Raw genomic sequence first — 15,411 nt, 5'->3', positions numbered from 1 at the left:
TCGGCACCCTCTGGCCTATCCGCTTGATTCGTCTTGGGAAAAAAGCCGCCCGGGCGGAAACGCGGGAGCGGCCGGGCCCGTCGCTCAGGCGGACGGGCCGGTGCTAGTGGCGGTCCCGGTCTGCGGGGCAGTACCACTCCCGTGCCGGGCCTTGTCGAGTGCGGCATCAACCGCCTCTTCCACCGCATCGAAAACGAGCAGCGTCGAGGCGTGGCGCGCCTTGTACTCGCGGACGGGCTCAAGCACTTCGAGGTCCGCCCACTTGCCGTCATGGAGGTCGCGCGGCGGTTCCGCGCCTTCCTTCAGCATGGCGCGCATCGCCGCGCCCACCTCGTGAAGTTCTTCCGCGCTCGCGCCGATCACATGCCGCGCCATGATGGAGCTGGACGCCTGACCCAGCGCGCAGGCCTTCACATCCGCGCCGTAATCCGCCACCCGGCCTTGTGCATCGAGTTTCACGTCCACCGTCACCTTCGAGCCGCAGAGCTTCGAGACCGCCGTCGCCGAGGCGTCGGGCGCGTCGAGCCGCTCGCCATGCGGAATATCCGCTGCGAGAGCCAGAATGCGCTTGTTGTAGATCTCGTTGAGCATTTCGTTTCCGGTCTAGCTCGCCACTCTCCAGCTTGTGCCTTGCGGCCCATCTTCGATCTGAACGCCTTTCGCGGCAAGCTCGTCGCGAATGCGGTCGGCCTCGGCGAAATCCTTGGCCTTGCGCGCGGCGTTGCGCGCCTCGATCAGCCGTTCGATCTCTTCCCCGTCTATATGGGAAGCCGCGCCGCCGCCTGCAAACCACGCCTCCGCGTCCATTTCCAGAATGCCGAGAAGCCGCCCCGCACCGATAAGCTCCGCCTTCAGCAGCGCCTTCGTGCCGGGGTCCGTCTCCGTATTCGCGCGCTTGGCGATGGCGAAAAGCTCCGCCAGCGCCTTCGGCGTGTTCAGGTCGTCGAGCAGCGCCTCCATGAAGACTTCGGGTACGGCATTGCTCGCCGCCTCGGCCCGCACATCGGCGAGATTGCGCAACGCGCCGTAAAGCCGGTCGAGCATCCGCTTGGCCTGCGCCAGCCCCTCGCCCGTCCAGTCCAGCGGCTGACGGTAATGGCCCGCAAGCAGCGCAAGGCGGATCGCCTCGCCCGGCGCCTGTTGAATGAGATCGTGCACCAGCAGCACATTGCCGATCGACTTCGACATCTTCTCGGATTCGATATTCACGAAGCCGTTATGCAGCCAGAAGCGCGCCAGCGGCGCCCCGTGATGCGAGCAGGCCGACTGCGCCACCTCGTTCTCGTGATGCGGGAACTGGAGGTCGATACCGCCGCCATGAATGTCGATGGTCTCGCCCAGATGCTTCTCGATCATCGCCGAACATTCGATGTGCCAGCCCGGCCGCCCGCGTCCCCAGGGGCTGTCCCAGCCCGGCTGGTCGTCGCCGGATGGCTTCCACAACACGAAGTCCGAAGCGTCCTTCTTGTATGGTGCCACTTCCACCCGCGCACCCGCCACCATCTCGTCGCGGTCGCGGCCAGAAAGCCGGCCATAATCGGGATAGCTCGGCACATTGAAGAGCACATGGCCCTCCGCCGCATAGGCATGGCCCGCTTCGATCAGCCGCTCCATCATCGCGATCATCTCGGGGATGGTTTCCGTCGCCTTCGGCTCGAGGTCCGGCACCAGCACGCCGAGCACGCCCATGTCGTGCCGGTAGATATCGGCATATTTCTCCGTCACCACCGAGATCTCGACGCCCTGCTCCTTCGCGGCGGCGATGATCTTGTCCTCGATATCGGTGATGTTGCGCGCATAGACGACATGCGGATAGAGCCGTTTCAGCACGCGCGCCAGCACGTCGAACACGACCGCCGGCCGTGCATTGCCGATATGCGCGTGGTTATAGACCGTCGGCCCGCACACATACATCGTGACGCGGTTCGGGTCCGCGGGCTCGAAGATTTCCTTCTTGCGCGTCAGCGTGTTGTGCAGCGTGAGCTTGTGGCGGTTCGGCTGGGTATGCATGGATCGGCCTTGATGTTCTGGGCGGTGGCGTTCGTGGAGCGGCCCGCCATCGGAACGGGCTTCAGGCGGCGCGACAGGTGAAAACACGGCAGACTGCGCTTCCGCCCCCAAAAACGAAGGAGGGGCAGAGCGAAGTTCGGCAGCATGTCGTTCGGCGCGTCATAACCATCGAAGCCTTCAAGACCATATCGGCGGCGAACCGCCTGTCTGAAATCGCCTGCTATCTGTTAGCGAAGCCCATGATCCGAGGCAAGGTTTAAGAATTAACCAAGGCGCTGATCCGGCGGGCCTGAAAGGCCGTAGGAAGCGCAACGTCAGGCCGGGTCCAGGGCCTTGCGGGACACGATTCAAGGCCTGATTTTGCGTGGGATCAAGGTTCCGCCACCCTTGATAGGCAGTTTCTGCAAGGTTATATGCATGGTTGAGACGATGTCACATCAACTACAGCATGGCATAAGACCCCGTGCTTGATGGGCAAAACAGGCTGGTTTTCTTGAATCGGCCTGTGACTTGAACCGGGCAAACCTCCTCTCAAGAAGGGCGGTATGGCCGGGAAACCCCTAAACGAGATTGGTCGAATGGACATGAATGCTGCAGTTGATGGGCTCCGCGCCCAGCCTGAAAACGAGCGCCTTGCCGAGGTGAAGAAGCCAAGCCGCGAGGAAGCCGAAGCCGCCGTGCGTACGCTGATCGCATGGGCTGGCGACAACCCGGACCGCGAAGGCCTCATCGACACGCCCGGCCGCGTGACGCGCGCCTATGAAGAATTCTTCGAAGGCTATCAGGCGGACCCCTTCAAGGAACTTGCGCGCACCTTCGAGGAAGTCGAGGGCTACCAGGACATGGTGATGCTCCGCGACATCAACATCGAGTCGCATTGCGAACACCACATGGTCCCCATTCTCGGCCGCGCCCATATCGCCTATGTGCCGACCAAGAAAGTCGTGGGCATTTCCAAGCTCGCCCGCGTGATCGAGATTTATGGCAAGCGCCTCCAGACGCAGGAAACGATGACGGCCCAGATCGCCGACACGATCAACGCCGCCCTCCAGCCGCAGGGCGTCGCCATCCTCATCGAGGCGAAGCATCAATGCATGACGACACGCGGCATCAAGAAGCCGGATGTCGCCACCATCACCACGCAGTTCACCGGCGTCTTCCGCGACGATCCCCGTATGGAAGCCCGGTTCATGCAGATGATCCGCGGATACTGAGCCCCTTCAAGCTCAAGTGCTTTGACAAGAGGCCCCGCCTTCATCTGAATGGCGGGGCCTTTTCAATTTGGCTATTTCGAATGGAAGACGACATGACCGGCAATGCCCCCTTCGCCCCGCGCGGTTCGAAGGAAGAGACCGAGGAAGGCACGTCCTTCTCGCCGAAATTCGATGCGGACGGCCTCATTACCGCCGTCACCACCGACGCGAAGACGGGCGAGCTTCTCATGGTCGCCTGGATGAACGCGGAAGCGCTGGCCCGCACCATCGAGACTGGCGAGGCATGGTACTGGAGCCGCAGCCGCAACGAGCTCTGGCACAAGGGCGACACCTCCGGCCAGATCCAGACCGTGGTGGAGCTCCGCACCGATTGCGATCAGGACACGGTCTGGCTGAAGGTCGATGTGGCTGGCGATGGCGGCTGCTGCCATGTCGGCTACCGCTCCTGCTTCTACCGGGCGGTCCCCCGGCAAGAACTGAAAGAGGGCGAGCCCGTGAAGCTCGAACCCGTGGGCGCCGAAAAACTGTCGCACAACCACGGCTGAGCCCGCTCGAATTCCGTCACATTTGCCGCCCATATAGAACTGCGCGCCTGCTGTCCGCTCTGGCGCAACGGGCGCCGCTGTAGCATTCTCTTCGAGTAACCGTTTCCATGAAGCAGCTTCGTATGTCCCGTCCGAAAATCGGCATCGCACTGGGCGCCGGCGTGGCGCGCGGATGGACGCATATCGGCGTCCTGAAAACGCTGAACCGCGCCGGCATCGATGCGGACATCGTCTCCGGCACCTCCATCGGCGCGCTGGTCGGCGGCTGCCACGCGGCTGGCAAGCTCGAACCGCTTGAGGAGTTTGCGCGCTCGCTGACGCGCCGCCGCATGCTCTCCCTGCTCGATTTCCGCTTCCGCTCGTCCGGCCTCATCGGCGATACCAAGCTCGCCGAACTGATGCGCGAACACCTCACCGACATCCGCATCGAGGATCTCGAAAAGCGTTTCGTCGGCGTCGCGACCGAGCTCACCACGGGCCACGAACTCTGGCTCCATCACGGCAATCTCATTCAGGCGATCCGCGCCTCCTATTCCCTGCCCGGCGTCTTCTCGCCCATCGCGGTCGATGGCCGCTGGCTCATCGACGGTGCGTTGGTGAACCCCGTGCCCGTCTCGGTCGCCCGCGCGCTTGGCGCCCGCGTCGTCATCGCGGTGAACCTCAATAACGATCCCTTCGATCCGGCCGCTCGCCGTCGCGCGCATGAGGCCTCCTTCCCCGGCTATCTCCAGTCCGCTGCCCCCGTCATGCCGGAAGACGACCTCTTCCGCGAACTGGAGGAGCAGATGAACGAGCAGGCAGAAGAAGAAGCCGAGGCTGCCGAAGCCGCCGAATCCGAAATGCTGGAAGGAGACGAAGCCCCCGCCGTCACGGACCGCATCCGTCAGCGCCTCAAGAGCCTGAAATGGAAGCGCACACCCGAACAGGAACTCATGCGCCGCGTCATCGGCGGCAAGCAGCGCGAGCCGGGTATCGCCAGCGTCATGCTCGCTTCATTGAATATCGTGCAGGATCGTCTCGCCCGAATGCGCATGGCAGGCGACCCGCCGGACCTCATGATCGCACCCAGGGTGGGTCATCTGAGCCTGCTCGATTTCGACCGCGCGGACGAACTGATTGCGCTGGGAGAGGAAGCCGCCGAAGAGGCGATCCCCCAGATTCGCGAAATCATCGAGATCATGCAGTAGGCGTCTGTCGAGCCCTGAAGCTCAGCCGTTCGCGATGTAGAGACGCATGGCTTCCGTCTCCATCACTGTCTCGGCGATGCGGTGCTTCACCACGTCGCCGATCGAAACGATGCCGACGACTTCGCCCTTCTCGATCACCGGCAGGTGACGGAAACGGCCCGTGGTCATCATATCCATCAATTCATCGACGGAGTCATTGAGCGCGCAGGTCACAACGCGCAACGTCATCACGTCGCGCACCGGCCCGTTCAGCGCGTCGCCGCCGCTCTTGGCCACCGCCTTGACGATATCGCGCTCGGAGATGATGCCCATGACCTTCCGGTCCTGCATGACCAGCACGGCGCCGATCCGGCGCTCGGTCAGCAGCATCGCCACGTCGCGAAGCGACGTCTCCGGGCTCACGCTGGAAACCTCGTTACCCTTGGCCTTCAGGATTGTCGCGACATTCATGGCATCTTCCTCCGCAGGTTGGAGTATCAGGCATCAGCCCCGCCGCCACAGCCTCCCAACCGTACCGGCGCTCACCCCTGAATGATGCGGCATTCCGCCGCACACGACAAGAAGATACATGCAAATCGCAGGAATCTGCCGTTTCCAGCCCCTCCCGCACCCTTCCCTTTGACTTCCCCGCTCGCCGCCGGATAATCCCCCCGCAACTGAAGCCTGCCTTGGTTGAGTCCCGATCTTCCCTTCATAGTCACGGCCCCGAAAAGAAGAAGCGACTCATCCCATGTGGCAACGCGCCTATCTCCATCGCCTGAAGACCGACATCGATCTCTGGATCGAGCGCGGCTGGGTCACGCCCGCCAATGCCGAAGCGATTTTGAAATCTGCCGCGGAGCGCCCCTCCACGCGCCGGATGCCCGCCATCCTTGCCATTCTTGGCGCCGTGCTGATCGGCTTTGCGGTCATGAGCTTCGTGGCCGCCAACTGGACGGAGATTCCCAAGCTCACGAAACTCATCATGATCTTCGCCGCCATGTGGGTGTCCTGGGGCGCGGCCTTCGTGCTGGAAAAGCGCGGCCGTGCCAACTTCGCGCAAGCTGCCGTCCTGATCGGGCTTTGCCTCTTCGGTGGCGGAATCATGCTCATCGCGCAGATCTATCACATCGTCACGGACGATCCGGGCGGCGTCCTCGCCTGGTGCATCGCCTCTCTTGCCGCTGCATGGCTGCTTCCCTCGCGGCCCGCCCTCGCGCTCGGCATCCTGCTCGCGGTGATCTGGACGAGCTTCACACTCAGCCTCGAAGAGACAACGCCACACTGGCCCTTCTGGATTGTCTGGATCGCGGCTTTCGCGCTCTCGCTGCGCCTGTCATGGCTGCCCGGTTTCCATCTCGCACTCATCGCAGGCTTCATCTGGCAGGCGCTCTGGGCGGTGGCCATCGCCGAAAGCCTGACCATCGATCCGGCATGGCTCATCCTCGTCTACACGCTGGAAGTTATTGCGATCTGGCTCGCCGCTCTTCTCTGCTCGGACAAGGGGCCGCGCTTCGCCGCCGCCGCCGAAGCCTATGCCATCGCCCTTACCTTCATTCTCTTCTGGTTCCTGCAAATAAGCCCCGATCGCGCCATCGGTGACGGCGCCGCCTTCTACTGGCCCTTCCTCCTCGTGATGTTCGCTCTCGCAGGCAGTCTCACCGTCCTCGCGGTCACGCGCTCACAGCTTGAAGCGCGTCACGCGGTGTGCATCGGTGCCATCATCGTCGCCACTCTCGCCTACCCCGCAATCGAGGCGGGTGCGCCCGCACTCGTGCCCTGGGTCTATGCGGCGCTCTTCCTCGCGCTCGCCGCATGGCTCGTCTCCTACGGTATGTCCCGCGACAGCCGCTTCGCCGTCAATTTCGCTTTCGTCGCCTTCGGTGCCGAGGTTCTTTATCTCTACTTCGAAACAATGGGCACGCTTCTCGATACCGCGCTCTTCTTCGCGCTGGGCGGCATCCTTCTCATCGTGGGCTCCCTCGTCATGGAGCGCATGCGCCGCCGCCTCGTCAATCAGGTCGAAGGAGACGCCGCATGAACCGCTTCGGTCTCGCCGTCCTCGCCCTCGTCATCGGTCAGTCGCTTTTTCTCGCCGCGATGGTCTGGGACCGCGTCTCTCTCCTCCGCTCGGAGAATGTCGTGACGCTCCGCACCGCCCCCGTCGACCCGCGCGACATCTTTCGCGGCGACTACGTCATCCTGAACTACGACATTGCTCAACTTCCGCTTGCCTATCTCGAAGGCGACAGCGATTTCACTTCCGGCGACACCGTTCTCGTCGAACTCGCACAGGAAAACGAAACATGGAAGGCCGTCTCTGTCTGGCATGAGGGCCACGAGGCCGCACCAGACGATCTTATAATTCGTGGACGGATTACCTATATATCGCCACCGGCAACGACAGCCTCTCCGGGAAGCGAAGGGGGTGTTCCAGCACCCCCATGCACCGACTGCTCCGTGTTGAACGTCGACTATGGAATCGAGAGCTATTTCGTCCCCGAAGGCGAAGGCCGTGCGCTGGAAGACATCCGCAACGACGGCAAGCTCACCGTCGACGTCGCCCTTGGCGATGACGGCACCCCCGCGATCAAGCAGCTCCGCATCGATGGCACCCCCGTCTACGAAGAGCCGCTGTTCTGATCGGAAGAGCGGCACCCCGTTCGGGGAGGGGATAAGTCCCGCTCATCGGGCAGGAAAGACCAACTGCTGATCGACTACGCATTTTCGCCCGGGAAATCGGTTCGGCGAACAGGATAAAAAGCGCACGCTCGAACGAACAGGATCACCCCCTGGACGAACGTCAGGCGCGACGAAATCTTCTGCCCACGCAGGGGATAACCCGTCACTTCATGACGGTTCGATGACGTTTCGATGACAGTCGGGACAACTTGTCCCCGCTCCCCGGGGACAAGCTCCAACGAAATATCCCCGCTCCCGGGGATTATTTCATGTCGCGCCAGTTGCCATGAAAGCCGAACGGCACCCGCGTCGGAAGCTCCACGCGCGCGAGCGGACCCTGCGAAATATCCGTGGCGTCGAGCACCACGAAGTCGCTCAGATTGCGCTCACTGTCATAAACGAGCGAAAGAAGATAACCGTCGCCCTCCTTCGCATCCGTCTTGCGCGGCACGAAAACCGGCTCATGCAAATAACGGCCCTTTCCGGGTTCCCACGCGCTTCGCTTGCCGGTCTCGAGATCGATATGCACAAGCGTGTCGTAGGACGAACCCTTCTGTTCCTTGGGCCTCATCATCGCCGCGTAGTAGCCGTGGCGATAGCCATGTCCGGCAAAGCGTTCGTCGAAGCGCGGGAACTCACCGCCAAGATCGGTAAGCTGCTCTTCCGTATACGTATCGGAATTGCCATCAAGGTCGAACGTCCAGCGCACGAGCTTTCCCTGCTCGTCGGCAAGGTCGCTCGGCGCGCGCTTTCCATCCGCATCCGGGAAAAGCGGGACGCGCGTGTATTTCATCATGTCCGCCACGACGCGCGTCCGCCCGCCCTCATGTGTCGTATAGGCGTTCATCGGATGATAGACGTAACAGGCATCGCCCTTGAACCAGCGGATCGTGTCGACGCTCGCATCGCGCGCCATGATGCCGATATGCGTGCCTGCATCGGGATCCCACGCGATGGTCGGGCCGCCCTTCATGATGCGCTCGACATCGATCGTCGCCGGAAAGATCGGAAAGATCACATGCTCGTCCGTCACGATGAAATCGTGAACCATGCTCGCATAAGGCGCCTTGAACATGTCGGTACGCTTGAGCTTTCCGTCACGGTCGACGACCTGATAGGAAATCTCGGGGCTCCCCGGCCCTGCCGCCATATAGCCAAAGAAATGCATCTCGCCCGTGCGCGGATCGAACTTCGGATGCGCCGTCATCGGCCCTTCATACTTGCCCTCGAAGGTCCATGACCCGCTCGTGTCGAGCGTGTCGCCATTCATTGCGACAGGCGAACTCCCTTCGTCCAGCGCCAGCAGCTTGCCTGCGTGCCATACGACATTGGTGTTCGCGACATTGCGCTTGATGCCCTCCGCACCCGCCACCGCGCCCTCGCCGAAGCCCGTCGGCACCAGCCGTTCGCCTGCCTTGCGCTGCGCGTCATACTGTTCCGTCCGCACCCAGCGGTTGCGATAGCTCGCCTTCCCGCCTTCGACATGGATCGCATGGATCATGCCTTCGCCGAGAAACCAGTGGTGTTTTTCACCCAGCGGCGGAAACATCGGGTTCGGCCCGTTGCGATAAAGCACACCCGCAAGATCGGTTGGCAACTCGCCTTCCGCGACAACCAGGTCGGGTGCATCGCACTCAGCCATGACCGGTGCAAAATTCTGTTGAAGGAACGGGTTCTGCGGAAAGGGCTTCGACATGATCTCTCCCTTGGGCGCATGCTCTGAACGATACGCCCGATGGTGTTTATAACACTGTTATATCCCTATAGTGATTGAGACTGGACTTGGCGTCAAGCCTGTTCGATAGAGAGGACATGAGTACACAATCCGATGTCAGTACCGCCGATGCACGGCGTAACGCGCAACGAGAGGCTCTTCTCGATGCCGCAAGCGAAATGCTCGTTCATGGTGGCCCCGATGCCATCTCATTGAGAAAGCTCGCGACCCGTGTCGGAACCTCCACAATGGCCGTCTACACGGCCTTTGGCGGCAAGGAAGGGCTCATCTCCGCTCTTTACGAAGAAGCCTTCGACCGTCTCGCAGCGGCCGAGGAAGCGGTAACGAAAAACCCGGAGCCCCTCCTTTATCTGCGCGACCTCGCATTCGCCTATCGCAGCTTCGCGCTGAAAAACCCGTCCTATTACGCGCTGATGATCAGCTCCACCCTTCCCGTGCCGGATTCGCTTCGCCACAGCGACACAGGCGAAGCCAACCCCACGGCCCGCGGCGTCACGCAGCATCGCTCCTATCGGATCATGTTCGACGCGGTAAAGAAGTGCGTGGAAGACGGCATTCTGCCGTCCCATCATGGTGTGGAAGTGCTGGCGGATGCGCTATGGGCCGCGGTGCACGGGCTTTGCAGCCTCGAACTTGCGGGCTTCCATGATAGCGCCGAAGCCGCGGAAAATCGCTTCAACGTAACGACGGGAGCGATCCTCCGCGGCCTGCTGACACCTGAAGGCCGGAAGAAACTCGACAGCCTCAATCAGGATTAGTTACGGACGGAAAACGTCCGAGCGGGAACGGCTTTTCCTCGCGCGCAAAGATCACGAAGGCGAGGCATTCCCAGACATACTGGATCAGATTGCGGCTGAATTTGCGCAATTCCTCATTTTTGTCGGCAGTGATGAGAACCACGACGAACTGAAGCGCGCCGAGAAAGATCGCGACAGAGAAGGCGAGATTGCCGAGAAACCAGAACGCGATCATGTAGAGAAAACGGATCCAGAGTTCCTTGCGGGCAGACGGAGCCTGATCGTCATGGCCTGCATGCGCAGCGTCCGGTCCGCCGCTCGAATGCGCGCCGGGATCTGCTGATGTATCGCTCATAGGTCTTCTCCTGAAAAAGGCCGTGGGGCAAAGGGCCTTTTTTCTATGTGGTTTCCCCCACGCGGGATTCAATGAGCAGGCGTCAATCGCTTCGGTTTTCCGGTCCTTGGTCGCCCAGCCACTCGCCATAGCCGACATTGCCGGGCCCGCCGGATGGCGACATCTGGAGAGGATCGAAGAGCCCGAAAACGAGAAGTCCGAACAGGAAACCGCCGAGATGCGCTTCCCATGCAACCTGCGTCGCACCGAAGACCCCGCTGAGCGCCGTCGCGCCGAAAAGAAAATTGAGGCCGATCCAGATCCCGACGAAAATCAGCGTCCGCCGGTCCTTGAGCGCCGTCACAATGCCCGCGCGCCGCGCGCCGCCGCCCATTGGCCGGCTATGAGCACGGCCGCCAAGCGCGCCAAGAGGCCCGCCCGCCAGGAAGACGAAGCGCGCCGCACCGCCCATCAGCCCTGAAATCGCTGCCGACGCACCGACCACAGGCATGCTGGAACCTGCATAGAGCAGAACGTGCAACAACGCGCCCGCGATACCGCACAGGAAGTAGAAGAGAAAGAAGCGCGTCGCACCGAGCCGCTGCGCAACCGGCGATCCAAAGGCGAGCAGCCACACGCTGTTGACGATCAGATGCTCCCAACCGCCATGCAGGAAAGTGTAGGTGATCGGCGTCCAGAAGTCTGCGCCCGCACCTCCCGGATAGGCGGGCTGGAGCGCCGCAATCTCTGGCAGGTAGCGCGCCGGGATCAGCGAAAAGAGCAGAATGATTTGCTCCTGCTGTTCCCAGGAAAGCGACATGGCGACGATCTGTACACCGAAAAGGAGCACGAGCAGCATGAGCACGGCGCCCGGCACGTTGAAGGCCGGCGGCTCGCGCCGTGGCAGCATTTCACTCGAATAAGGGTCAGCCATTGAGGAGCGCCGCCTCCACCAGCGGAAGCCGGTCGTTGCCAAAATACATATCCGTCTCATTCACAAACATGGTCGGCGACCCGAAGCCACCCCGCGCGATCAGCTCTTCTGTATTGCTGCGAAGCCGCGTCTTTACATCCTCGCCCTTGATGCGCTGGCTCACCTCGTCCCAGTTGAGCCCCACGGACCCGCAGATTTCCTCAAGAACCTCCGGCTGGCTGATATCCTTGAGTTCACCCCAATAGCTCCTGAAGGTCGCCCATGCGAATTCGGGAAGCTTGCCCTCGTCCTGCGCCACGATGGCCGCGCGCATGGCATCGACGGAGCGCACGGGAAAGACCGGCGGCTTGCCGATTTCGATGCCGCAATAACGCGCCCAGTCCTTCAGATCCTTGTTGTAGTACCGGCCCTTCACCGGGTGCGGATTGGCCCGCGCTTCGTAAACGCTTTCGTTAACCGCGTTGAAGACGCCCCCCACCAGGATCGGCTTCCAGACCATTTCCGCCTTCGTGCGCTTAACCACATCTTCGATCCGGCTGAAGGCGAGATAGGTCCAGGGGCTGGAGCAATCGAAGAAGAACTCGAGCTTTGCCAAGGCGTCCGTCCATTGTCAGAAAAGTTAATTCGGCTGGCGCGGAGTGTCGCGCGGGTGGCCGCAAGCCGCAACCAGCTTCTCCAGTTTGTCGCAGCACGAGACAGCTTCAACGAGGGTTTCCCGTCCCGGAACGGGAAACCCCTGTGCCAGAGCCGGTGTGGCACGCGTGATCAAAGCTGGAATCGTTAACAGAACGGCGCTGCCCACATAGAAAAAGTGGCGCATTTCCGCACTTCCTAACGAGAAATGACCGCTGGCATACCCGTTGCAATCCCCATGGCAACCGAAGCCTCGACGGCACGGTGGCAGAATCAAAAAACAATGATCGCCAGCGCAACCGTCGAAGGATGACATCTAGGAGGCCAAAGTGTTTTCAACGGTTGTGTCGATCGCGACGAAGAAGGGACTGCCCAAGCGGACGCTCGGCGCGCTCGCCATGGCATTCGCACTTACGGGTTGCGTCAGCGCCAACGCGGGTTCCGATGGCCGCTACGCGACGCCGATCGGCAACGCACCCGTCATCAATAACGAGACGCCCTATTCCAACGCGCTGCGCTGTCTCGCGAACCATGTTCCGGTTGGCGGCGCCACGACGCGCATTGCGGTCGGTAACATCCGTGACTACACCGGCAAGTCGGAAGCCGACGGCACCGGCATGAAGGTCACGCAGGGCGCCTCGCTGATGGCGATGTCCGCCCTCGGCCGCGCCGGTGTGCCGCTCGTCGAGCGTTACGACACCGCGATTTCCGAACTCGAAATGAAGTATGCGAACAACAAGCTCATCGGCGACGCGGTCGAAGGCGAATATCGCAAGATATACGCAGGTGAAATCCGCGGCTCCGATTACTATCTTGTTGGCGGGATCACCGAACTGAACTTCAACATCCAGTCGGGTGGCCTCAATGCAGGCTTTGCCGAAGGCGGCGACATGGGCGCGGCAGCAAACGCTTCCGCTTCCAGCTATGTCATGAATATCGGCCTGGATCTGCGCCTCGTGAACAGCCGCACGCTCGAAGTCGTCGATTATGTTTCCTACCAGAAGCAGATCGTCGGCCGCGAAATCAAGGCCGGTGTGTTCGACTTCTTCGGCGGCAACCTTTTCTCGCTCGGCGTCGGTTCGAGCGCGCAGGAGCCGATCCAGCTCGCGGTCCGCGCCGTTGTGGAACGCGCCGTGCTCAAGCTGCTGGTTCCGCTCTATGGCGTAAACCCTTCTGACTGCGCACGTTTTCCCGACAACAAGGACCCGATGGGCCAGATCGACTACCGCCAGGCGAACCCCGGTGCGAAGGCGAAGCCCGCCAGCGGCCAGCGCGTCGCCCAGGCTCAGACCCCGGCCCCTGCCGCCAAGGAAAACGACCCCTACGCCTACTATGCCGAGCCGGTCTTCAACTCCGGCAGCCTCCGCGGCGGCAGCTACTAACCACCTGAAATCTCGACAGAATTACCTGCGATGTCCGAATGAACCGAACAAAGGCATCGCCGGTTCACGCTCTCAATGCGCCCGGCTGGTCGGCCTCCGGCTGGCACTTGAGACACAAACTGGGAGGGCCTCGCGCCCTCCCCTTTTTTTGTCCTCTTGTCCCCGGATGCGGGGACATCTCGTTCGATCTTTTCCCCGTCCCCTGAGGATAAAACCGGCCGACCGTCACCGTAACGTCACCAAACCGTCACATGGCGCCGGGTTATCCCCGGATCAGCTTTCGGCGAACTTCAGCACGACGACCCCGGCAACGATGATCGCAATGGCCGAGAGCCGCATGGGTGATGCACTCTCCCCCATCACCACCACCCCGAGGATAGCCGCACCGACGACGCCAATCCCCGTCCAGACGGCATAAGCCGTACCGAGCGGCAAAACCCGCATCGCCTGCACGAGAAACCACACAGCCACGAGAAGGGCCGCAATGTTGAGCCCGACCATGAGGGGCCGCGTGAAGCCGTCGCTCGCCTTGAGCGAATAGGCCCAGACGATTTCCGCCGCGCTTGCGATGAGAAGATAAATCCAGGCCATCAGCCTCTCCCGATAAAGAAGAAGCGAGGCCGTCCCCGCGAAGGGTCGGAGGACAACCGCGTGACCTCCGGCAGGGCCGTCCCTGCGAAGGCCCCGTTATAGCAAACAAGGCAGGAACGGAAAGCCCTCCCGATCCGCCCCCGAAACGATGATTGCACCCTGTGTGAGCGGCGTTATATTGACACCGAACATGTCAATATAATCCGGGAGCACAAACATGACCCCTCGAAACACCAGGCGCCCCGCCCGCATCACCGCGGCACTCGCCGGCGCGGCAGCCCTCTTCGTCCTGCCCGCCCTCTCCTCTCTGCCGGCAATGGCGGAGAACGGCTCTGCGGAGGGCAAATGGATGATCCACCATCCGCTGAGCGGCGAACCGCTCATGATCGTCGAGATCGAGGAAGAGAACGGCGCGCTGGAAGGCACGGTCATCGGTCTGGCCGACGGCCCCGAAGACGCGATCTGCTGGAGCTGCACGGGCGAGGCGAAGAACAAGCCGCTCAAGGGCCTGAAATTCCTCTCCGGCTTCCGCCCCGACGCGAAGGGCTGGAGCGGCGGCTTCCTGCTCCGCCCGGCAACGGGCACGGTCTCACCCGCACGGCTCGACCTCGTGATGCAGGGCAAGGCGCTGCAGATGACGACGGGGCGCGGCCCGCTCCAGGTCAACCAGAAATGGGAACGGATCGACTGATCCCTCTCACGATCTTCACATGAACGTCGCTGGAACCCGCATGCGGGCCTGCTTGGCCCCGCTTGCGGGTTCTTCTATGTTGGCAGGTGGACTGCCACAAAAGCAGCAGCAAAACTGGGGGAGAGAAGAATGACCGACCGCCTTCACGCCCGCACCGCGCGCACACTCGCATCCGCTGCCTTTGCCGCCGCGCTTGCGCTCACCGCCCTGCCCGCCCTCACATCGCCCGCGCTGGCGGATGACGCCGCGCCGACGGGCAAATGGCGCACCTTCGACCCGGACACAGGCGCGCCCAAGACCGTGGTCGAGATCACGGAAGCAGACGGCACCCTCACTGGCACCATTGTCGAACTGCTGGATGATGGCGAGACCACCTGCACGGCTTGCGAGGGCGACAAGAAGGACCAGCCGCTTGTCGGCATGGCGATCCTCTGGGGACTGACGAAGGACGGCGACGAATGGTCCGGCGGCACGATCCTCCGCCCGGCAAACGGCAAGACCGCCAATGCGAGCCTCGAACTGAAGGACGGCGGCTCGAAGCTCGAGGTCACCGGCTCCAAGGGCTTCATGAGCCGCAGCCAGACCTGGGAACGCGTGGAGTAAGACGCTCCAAATGGGGATCGAGATTGTTGGATTGCTAAGGGGCGGCTTTACTCCGCCGCCCTACCCCGGCTCCCGTTTGCCCCGCCTCTTGCGAAATCGGGCGGGCGGAATTTATTGGTTAGTCAGGATCTGAGCGGTAGTCACTTCGCACCAT

Annotated in this window: 17 protein-coding genes; 9 read left to right on the top strand and 8 right to left on the bottom strand. The window is 62.1% G+C overall.

Features of this window, described 5'->3' with window-relative positions:
- Window positions 1–84: 84 nt before the first annotated feature.
- The gene (locus tag ABJO61_RS16385; RefSeq protein ID WP_348329039.1) at window positions 85–591 is read right to left on the bottom strand and encodes an iron-sulfur cluster assembly scaffold protein; all 507 of its coding nucleotides are present in this window, start codon (window positions 589–591) and stop codon (window positions 85–87) included.
- A gap of 12 nt (window positions 592–603) precedes the next feature.
- Complete coding sequence (gene cysS, locus ABJO61_RS16380; protein WP_348329036.1) at window positions 604–2,010, bottom strand: cysteine--tRNA ligase; 1,407 nt, start codon at window positions 2,008–2,010, stop codon at window positions 604–606.
- Window positions 2,011–2,594: 584 nt separating this feature from the next.
- Between cysS and folE the strand changes: the two genes are divergently transcribed.
- The 3 genes from folE (at window position 2,595) to ABJO61_RS16365 (ending at window position 4,956) form a co-directional block, all read left to right on the top strand.
- Window positions 2,595–3,224, top strand: coding sequence for a GTP cyclohydrolase I FolE (folE, locus tag ABJO61_RS16375; protein ID WP_348329167.1), 630 nt, complete (start codon window positions 2,595–2,597; stop codon window positions 3,222–3,224).
- Between the two features lie 92 nt (window positions 3,225–3,316).
- Window positions 3,317–3,769: a phosphoribosyl-AMP cyclohydrolase gene (gene hisI / locus ABJO61_RS16370; protein ID WP_348329033.1), complete on the top strand. Its 453-nt coding sequence runs from the start codon at window positions 3,317–3,319 to the stop codon at window positions 3,767–3,769.
- Between the two features lie 122 nt (window positions 3,770–3,891).
- Complete coding sequence (locus ABJO61_RS16365; protein WP_348329030.1) at window positions 3,892–4,956, top strand: patatin-like phospholipase family protein; 1,065 nt, start codon at window positions 3,892–3,894, stop codon at window positions 4,954–4,956.
- A 21-nt stretch (window positions 4,957–4,977) separates the two neighbouring features.
- On the opposite strand, the gene ABJO61_RS16360 is transcribed toward ABJO61_RS16365, so the two are convergent.
- Entirely contained in the window at window positions 4,978–5,406 is a 429-nt protein-coding gene (locus ABJO61_RS16360; protein WP_348329027.1) for a CBS domain-containing protein, read from the bottom strand.
- A 280-nt stretch (window positions 5,407–5,686) separates the two neighbouring features.
- Between ABJO61_RS16360 and ABJO61_RS16355 the strand changes: the two genes are divergently transcribed.
- The gene (locus tag ABJO61_RS16355) at window positions 5,687–6,976 is read left to right on the top strand and encodes a DUF2157 domain-containing protein (protein ID WP_348329024.1); all 1,290 of its coding nucleotides are present in this window, start codon (window positions 5,687–5,689) and stop codon (window positions 6,974–6,976) included.
- Window positions 6,973–7,578, top strand: a complete 606-nt coding sequence (locus ABJO61_RS16350) for a GDYXXLXY domain-containing protein (RefSeq protein WP_348329021.1) — start codon at window positions 6,973–6,975, stop codon at window positions 7,576–7,578. Before ABJO61_RS16355 ends, ABJO61_RS16350 begins: the two co-directional genes overlap by 4 nt.
- Window positions 7,579–7,879: 301 nt before the next feature.
- Here the strand turns inward: ABJO61_RS16350 and ABJO61_RS16345 are convergent, their stop codons facing one another.
- Window positions 7,880–9,313 carry a carotenoid oxygenase family protein gene (locus ABJO61_RS16345; protein WP_348329018.1) on the bottom strand — a complete coding sequence of 478 codons (1,434 nt, stop codon included), beginning with the start codon at window positions 9,311–9,313 and terminating at the stop codon, window positions 7,880–7,882.
- A gap of 116 nt (window positions 9,314–9,429) precedes the next feature.
- On the opposite strand from ABJO61_RS16345, the gene ABJO61_RS16340 reads away from it, so the two are divergent.
- Complete coding sequence (locus ABJO61_RS16340; RefSeq protein ID WP_348329015.1) at window positions 9,430–10,110, top strand: TetR/AcrR family transcriptional regulator; 681 nt, start codon at window positions 9,430–9,432, stop codon at window positions 10,108–10,110.
- Here ABJO61_RS16340 and ABJO61_RS16335 read toward each other — a convergent pair.
- The 3 genes from ABJO61_RS16335 to ABJO61_RS16325 form a co-directional block, all read right to left on the bottom strand.
- A complete protein-coding gene (locus ABJO61_RS16335; RefSeq protein WP_348329012.1) occupies window positions 10,097–10,444 on the bottom strand; it encodes a DUF4389 domain-containing protein in 348 nt (115 codons plus the stop codon). The two genes, ABJO61_RS16340 and ABJO61_RS16335, sit on opposite strands and share 14 nt — an antisense overlap.
- 82 nt (window positions 10,445–10,526) lie before the next feature.
- Window positions 10,527–11,357, bottom strand: a complete 831-nt coding sequence (locus ABJO61_RS16330) for a rhomboid family intramembrane serine protease (protein WP_348329009.1) — start codon at window positions 11,355–11,357, stop codon at window positions 10,527–10,529.
- Window positions 11,350–11,952, bottom strand: a complete 603-nt coding sequence (locus ABJO61_RS16325; protein WP_348329006.1) for a 2-hydroxychromene-2-carboxylate isomerase — start codon at window positions 11,950–11,952, stop codon at window positions 11,350–11,352. Before ABJO61_RS16325 ends, ABJO61_RS16330 begins: the two co-directional genes overlap by 8 nt.
- 367 nt (window positions 11,953–12,319) lie before the next feature.
- Between ABJO61_RS16325 and hfaB the strand changes: the two genes are divergently transcribed.
- Window positions 12,320–13,372 (top strand): holdfast anchoring protein HfaB, encoded by a 1,053-nt coding sequence (gene hfaB / locus ABJO61_RS16320; protein ID WP_348330769.1) that lies wholly within the window; start codon window positions 12,320–12,322, stop codon window positions 13,370–13,372.
- A 273-nt stretch (window positions 13,373–13,645) separates the two neighbouring features.
- On the opposite strand, the gene ABJO61_RS16315 is transcribed toward hfaB, so the two are convergent.
- Window positions 13,646–13,963, bottom strand: coding sequence for a multidrug efflux SMR transporter (locus tag ABJO61_RS16315; RefSeq protein ID WP_348329297.1), 318 nt, complete (start codon window positions 13,961–13,963; stop codon window positions 13,646–13,648).
- Window positions 13,964–14,180: 217 nt separating this feature from the next.
- On the opposite strand from ABJO61_RS16315, the gene ABJO61_RS16310 reads away from it, so the two are divergent.
- Entirely contained in the window at window positions 14,181–14,654 is a 474-nt protein-coding gene (locus ABJO61_RS16310) for a DUF2147 domain-containing protein (protein ID WP_348329299.1), read from the top strand.
- Between the two features lie 129 nt (window positions 14,655–14,783).
- Window positions 14,784–15,257, top strand: coding sequence for a DUF2147 domain-containing protein (locus ABJO61_RS16305; RefSeq protein ID WP_348329302.1), 474 nt, complete (start codon window positions 14,784–14,786; stop codon window positions 15,255–15,257).
- Window positions 15,258–15,411 lie beyond the last annotated feature (154 nt).

Source organism: Parvibaculum sp. (assembly GCF_039973015.1).
Classification (GTDB): Bacteria; Pseudomonadota; Alphaproteobacteria; order Parvibaculales; family Parvibaculaceae; genus Parvibaculum.
The sequence above is the reverse complement of the archived record's forward strand: the minus strand, read 5'-3'. Positions and strand labels throughout refer to the sequence as shown.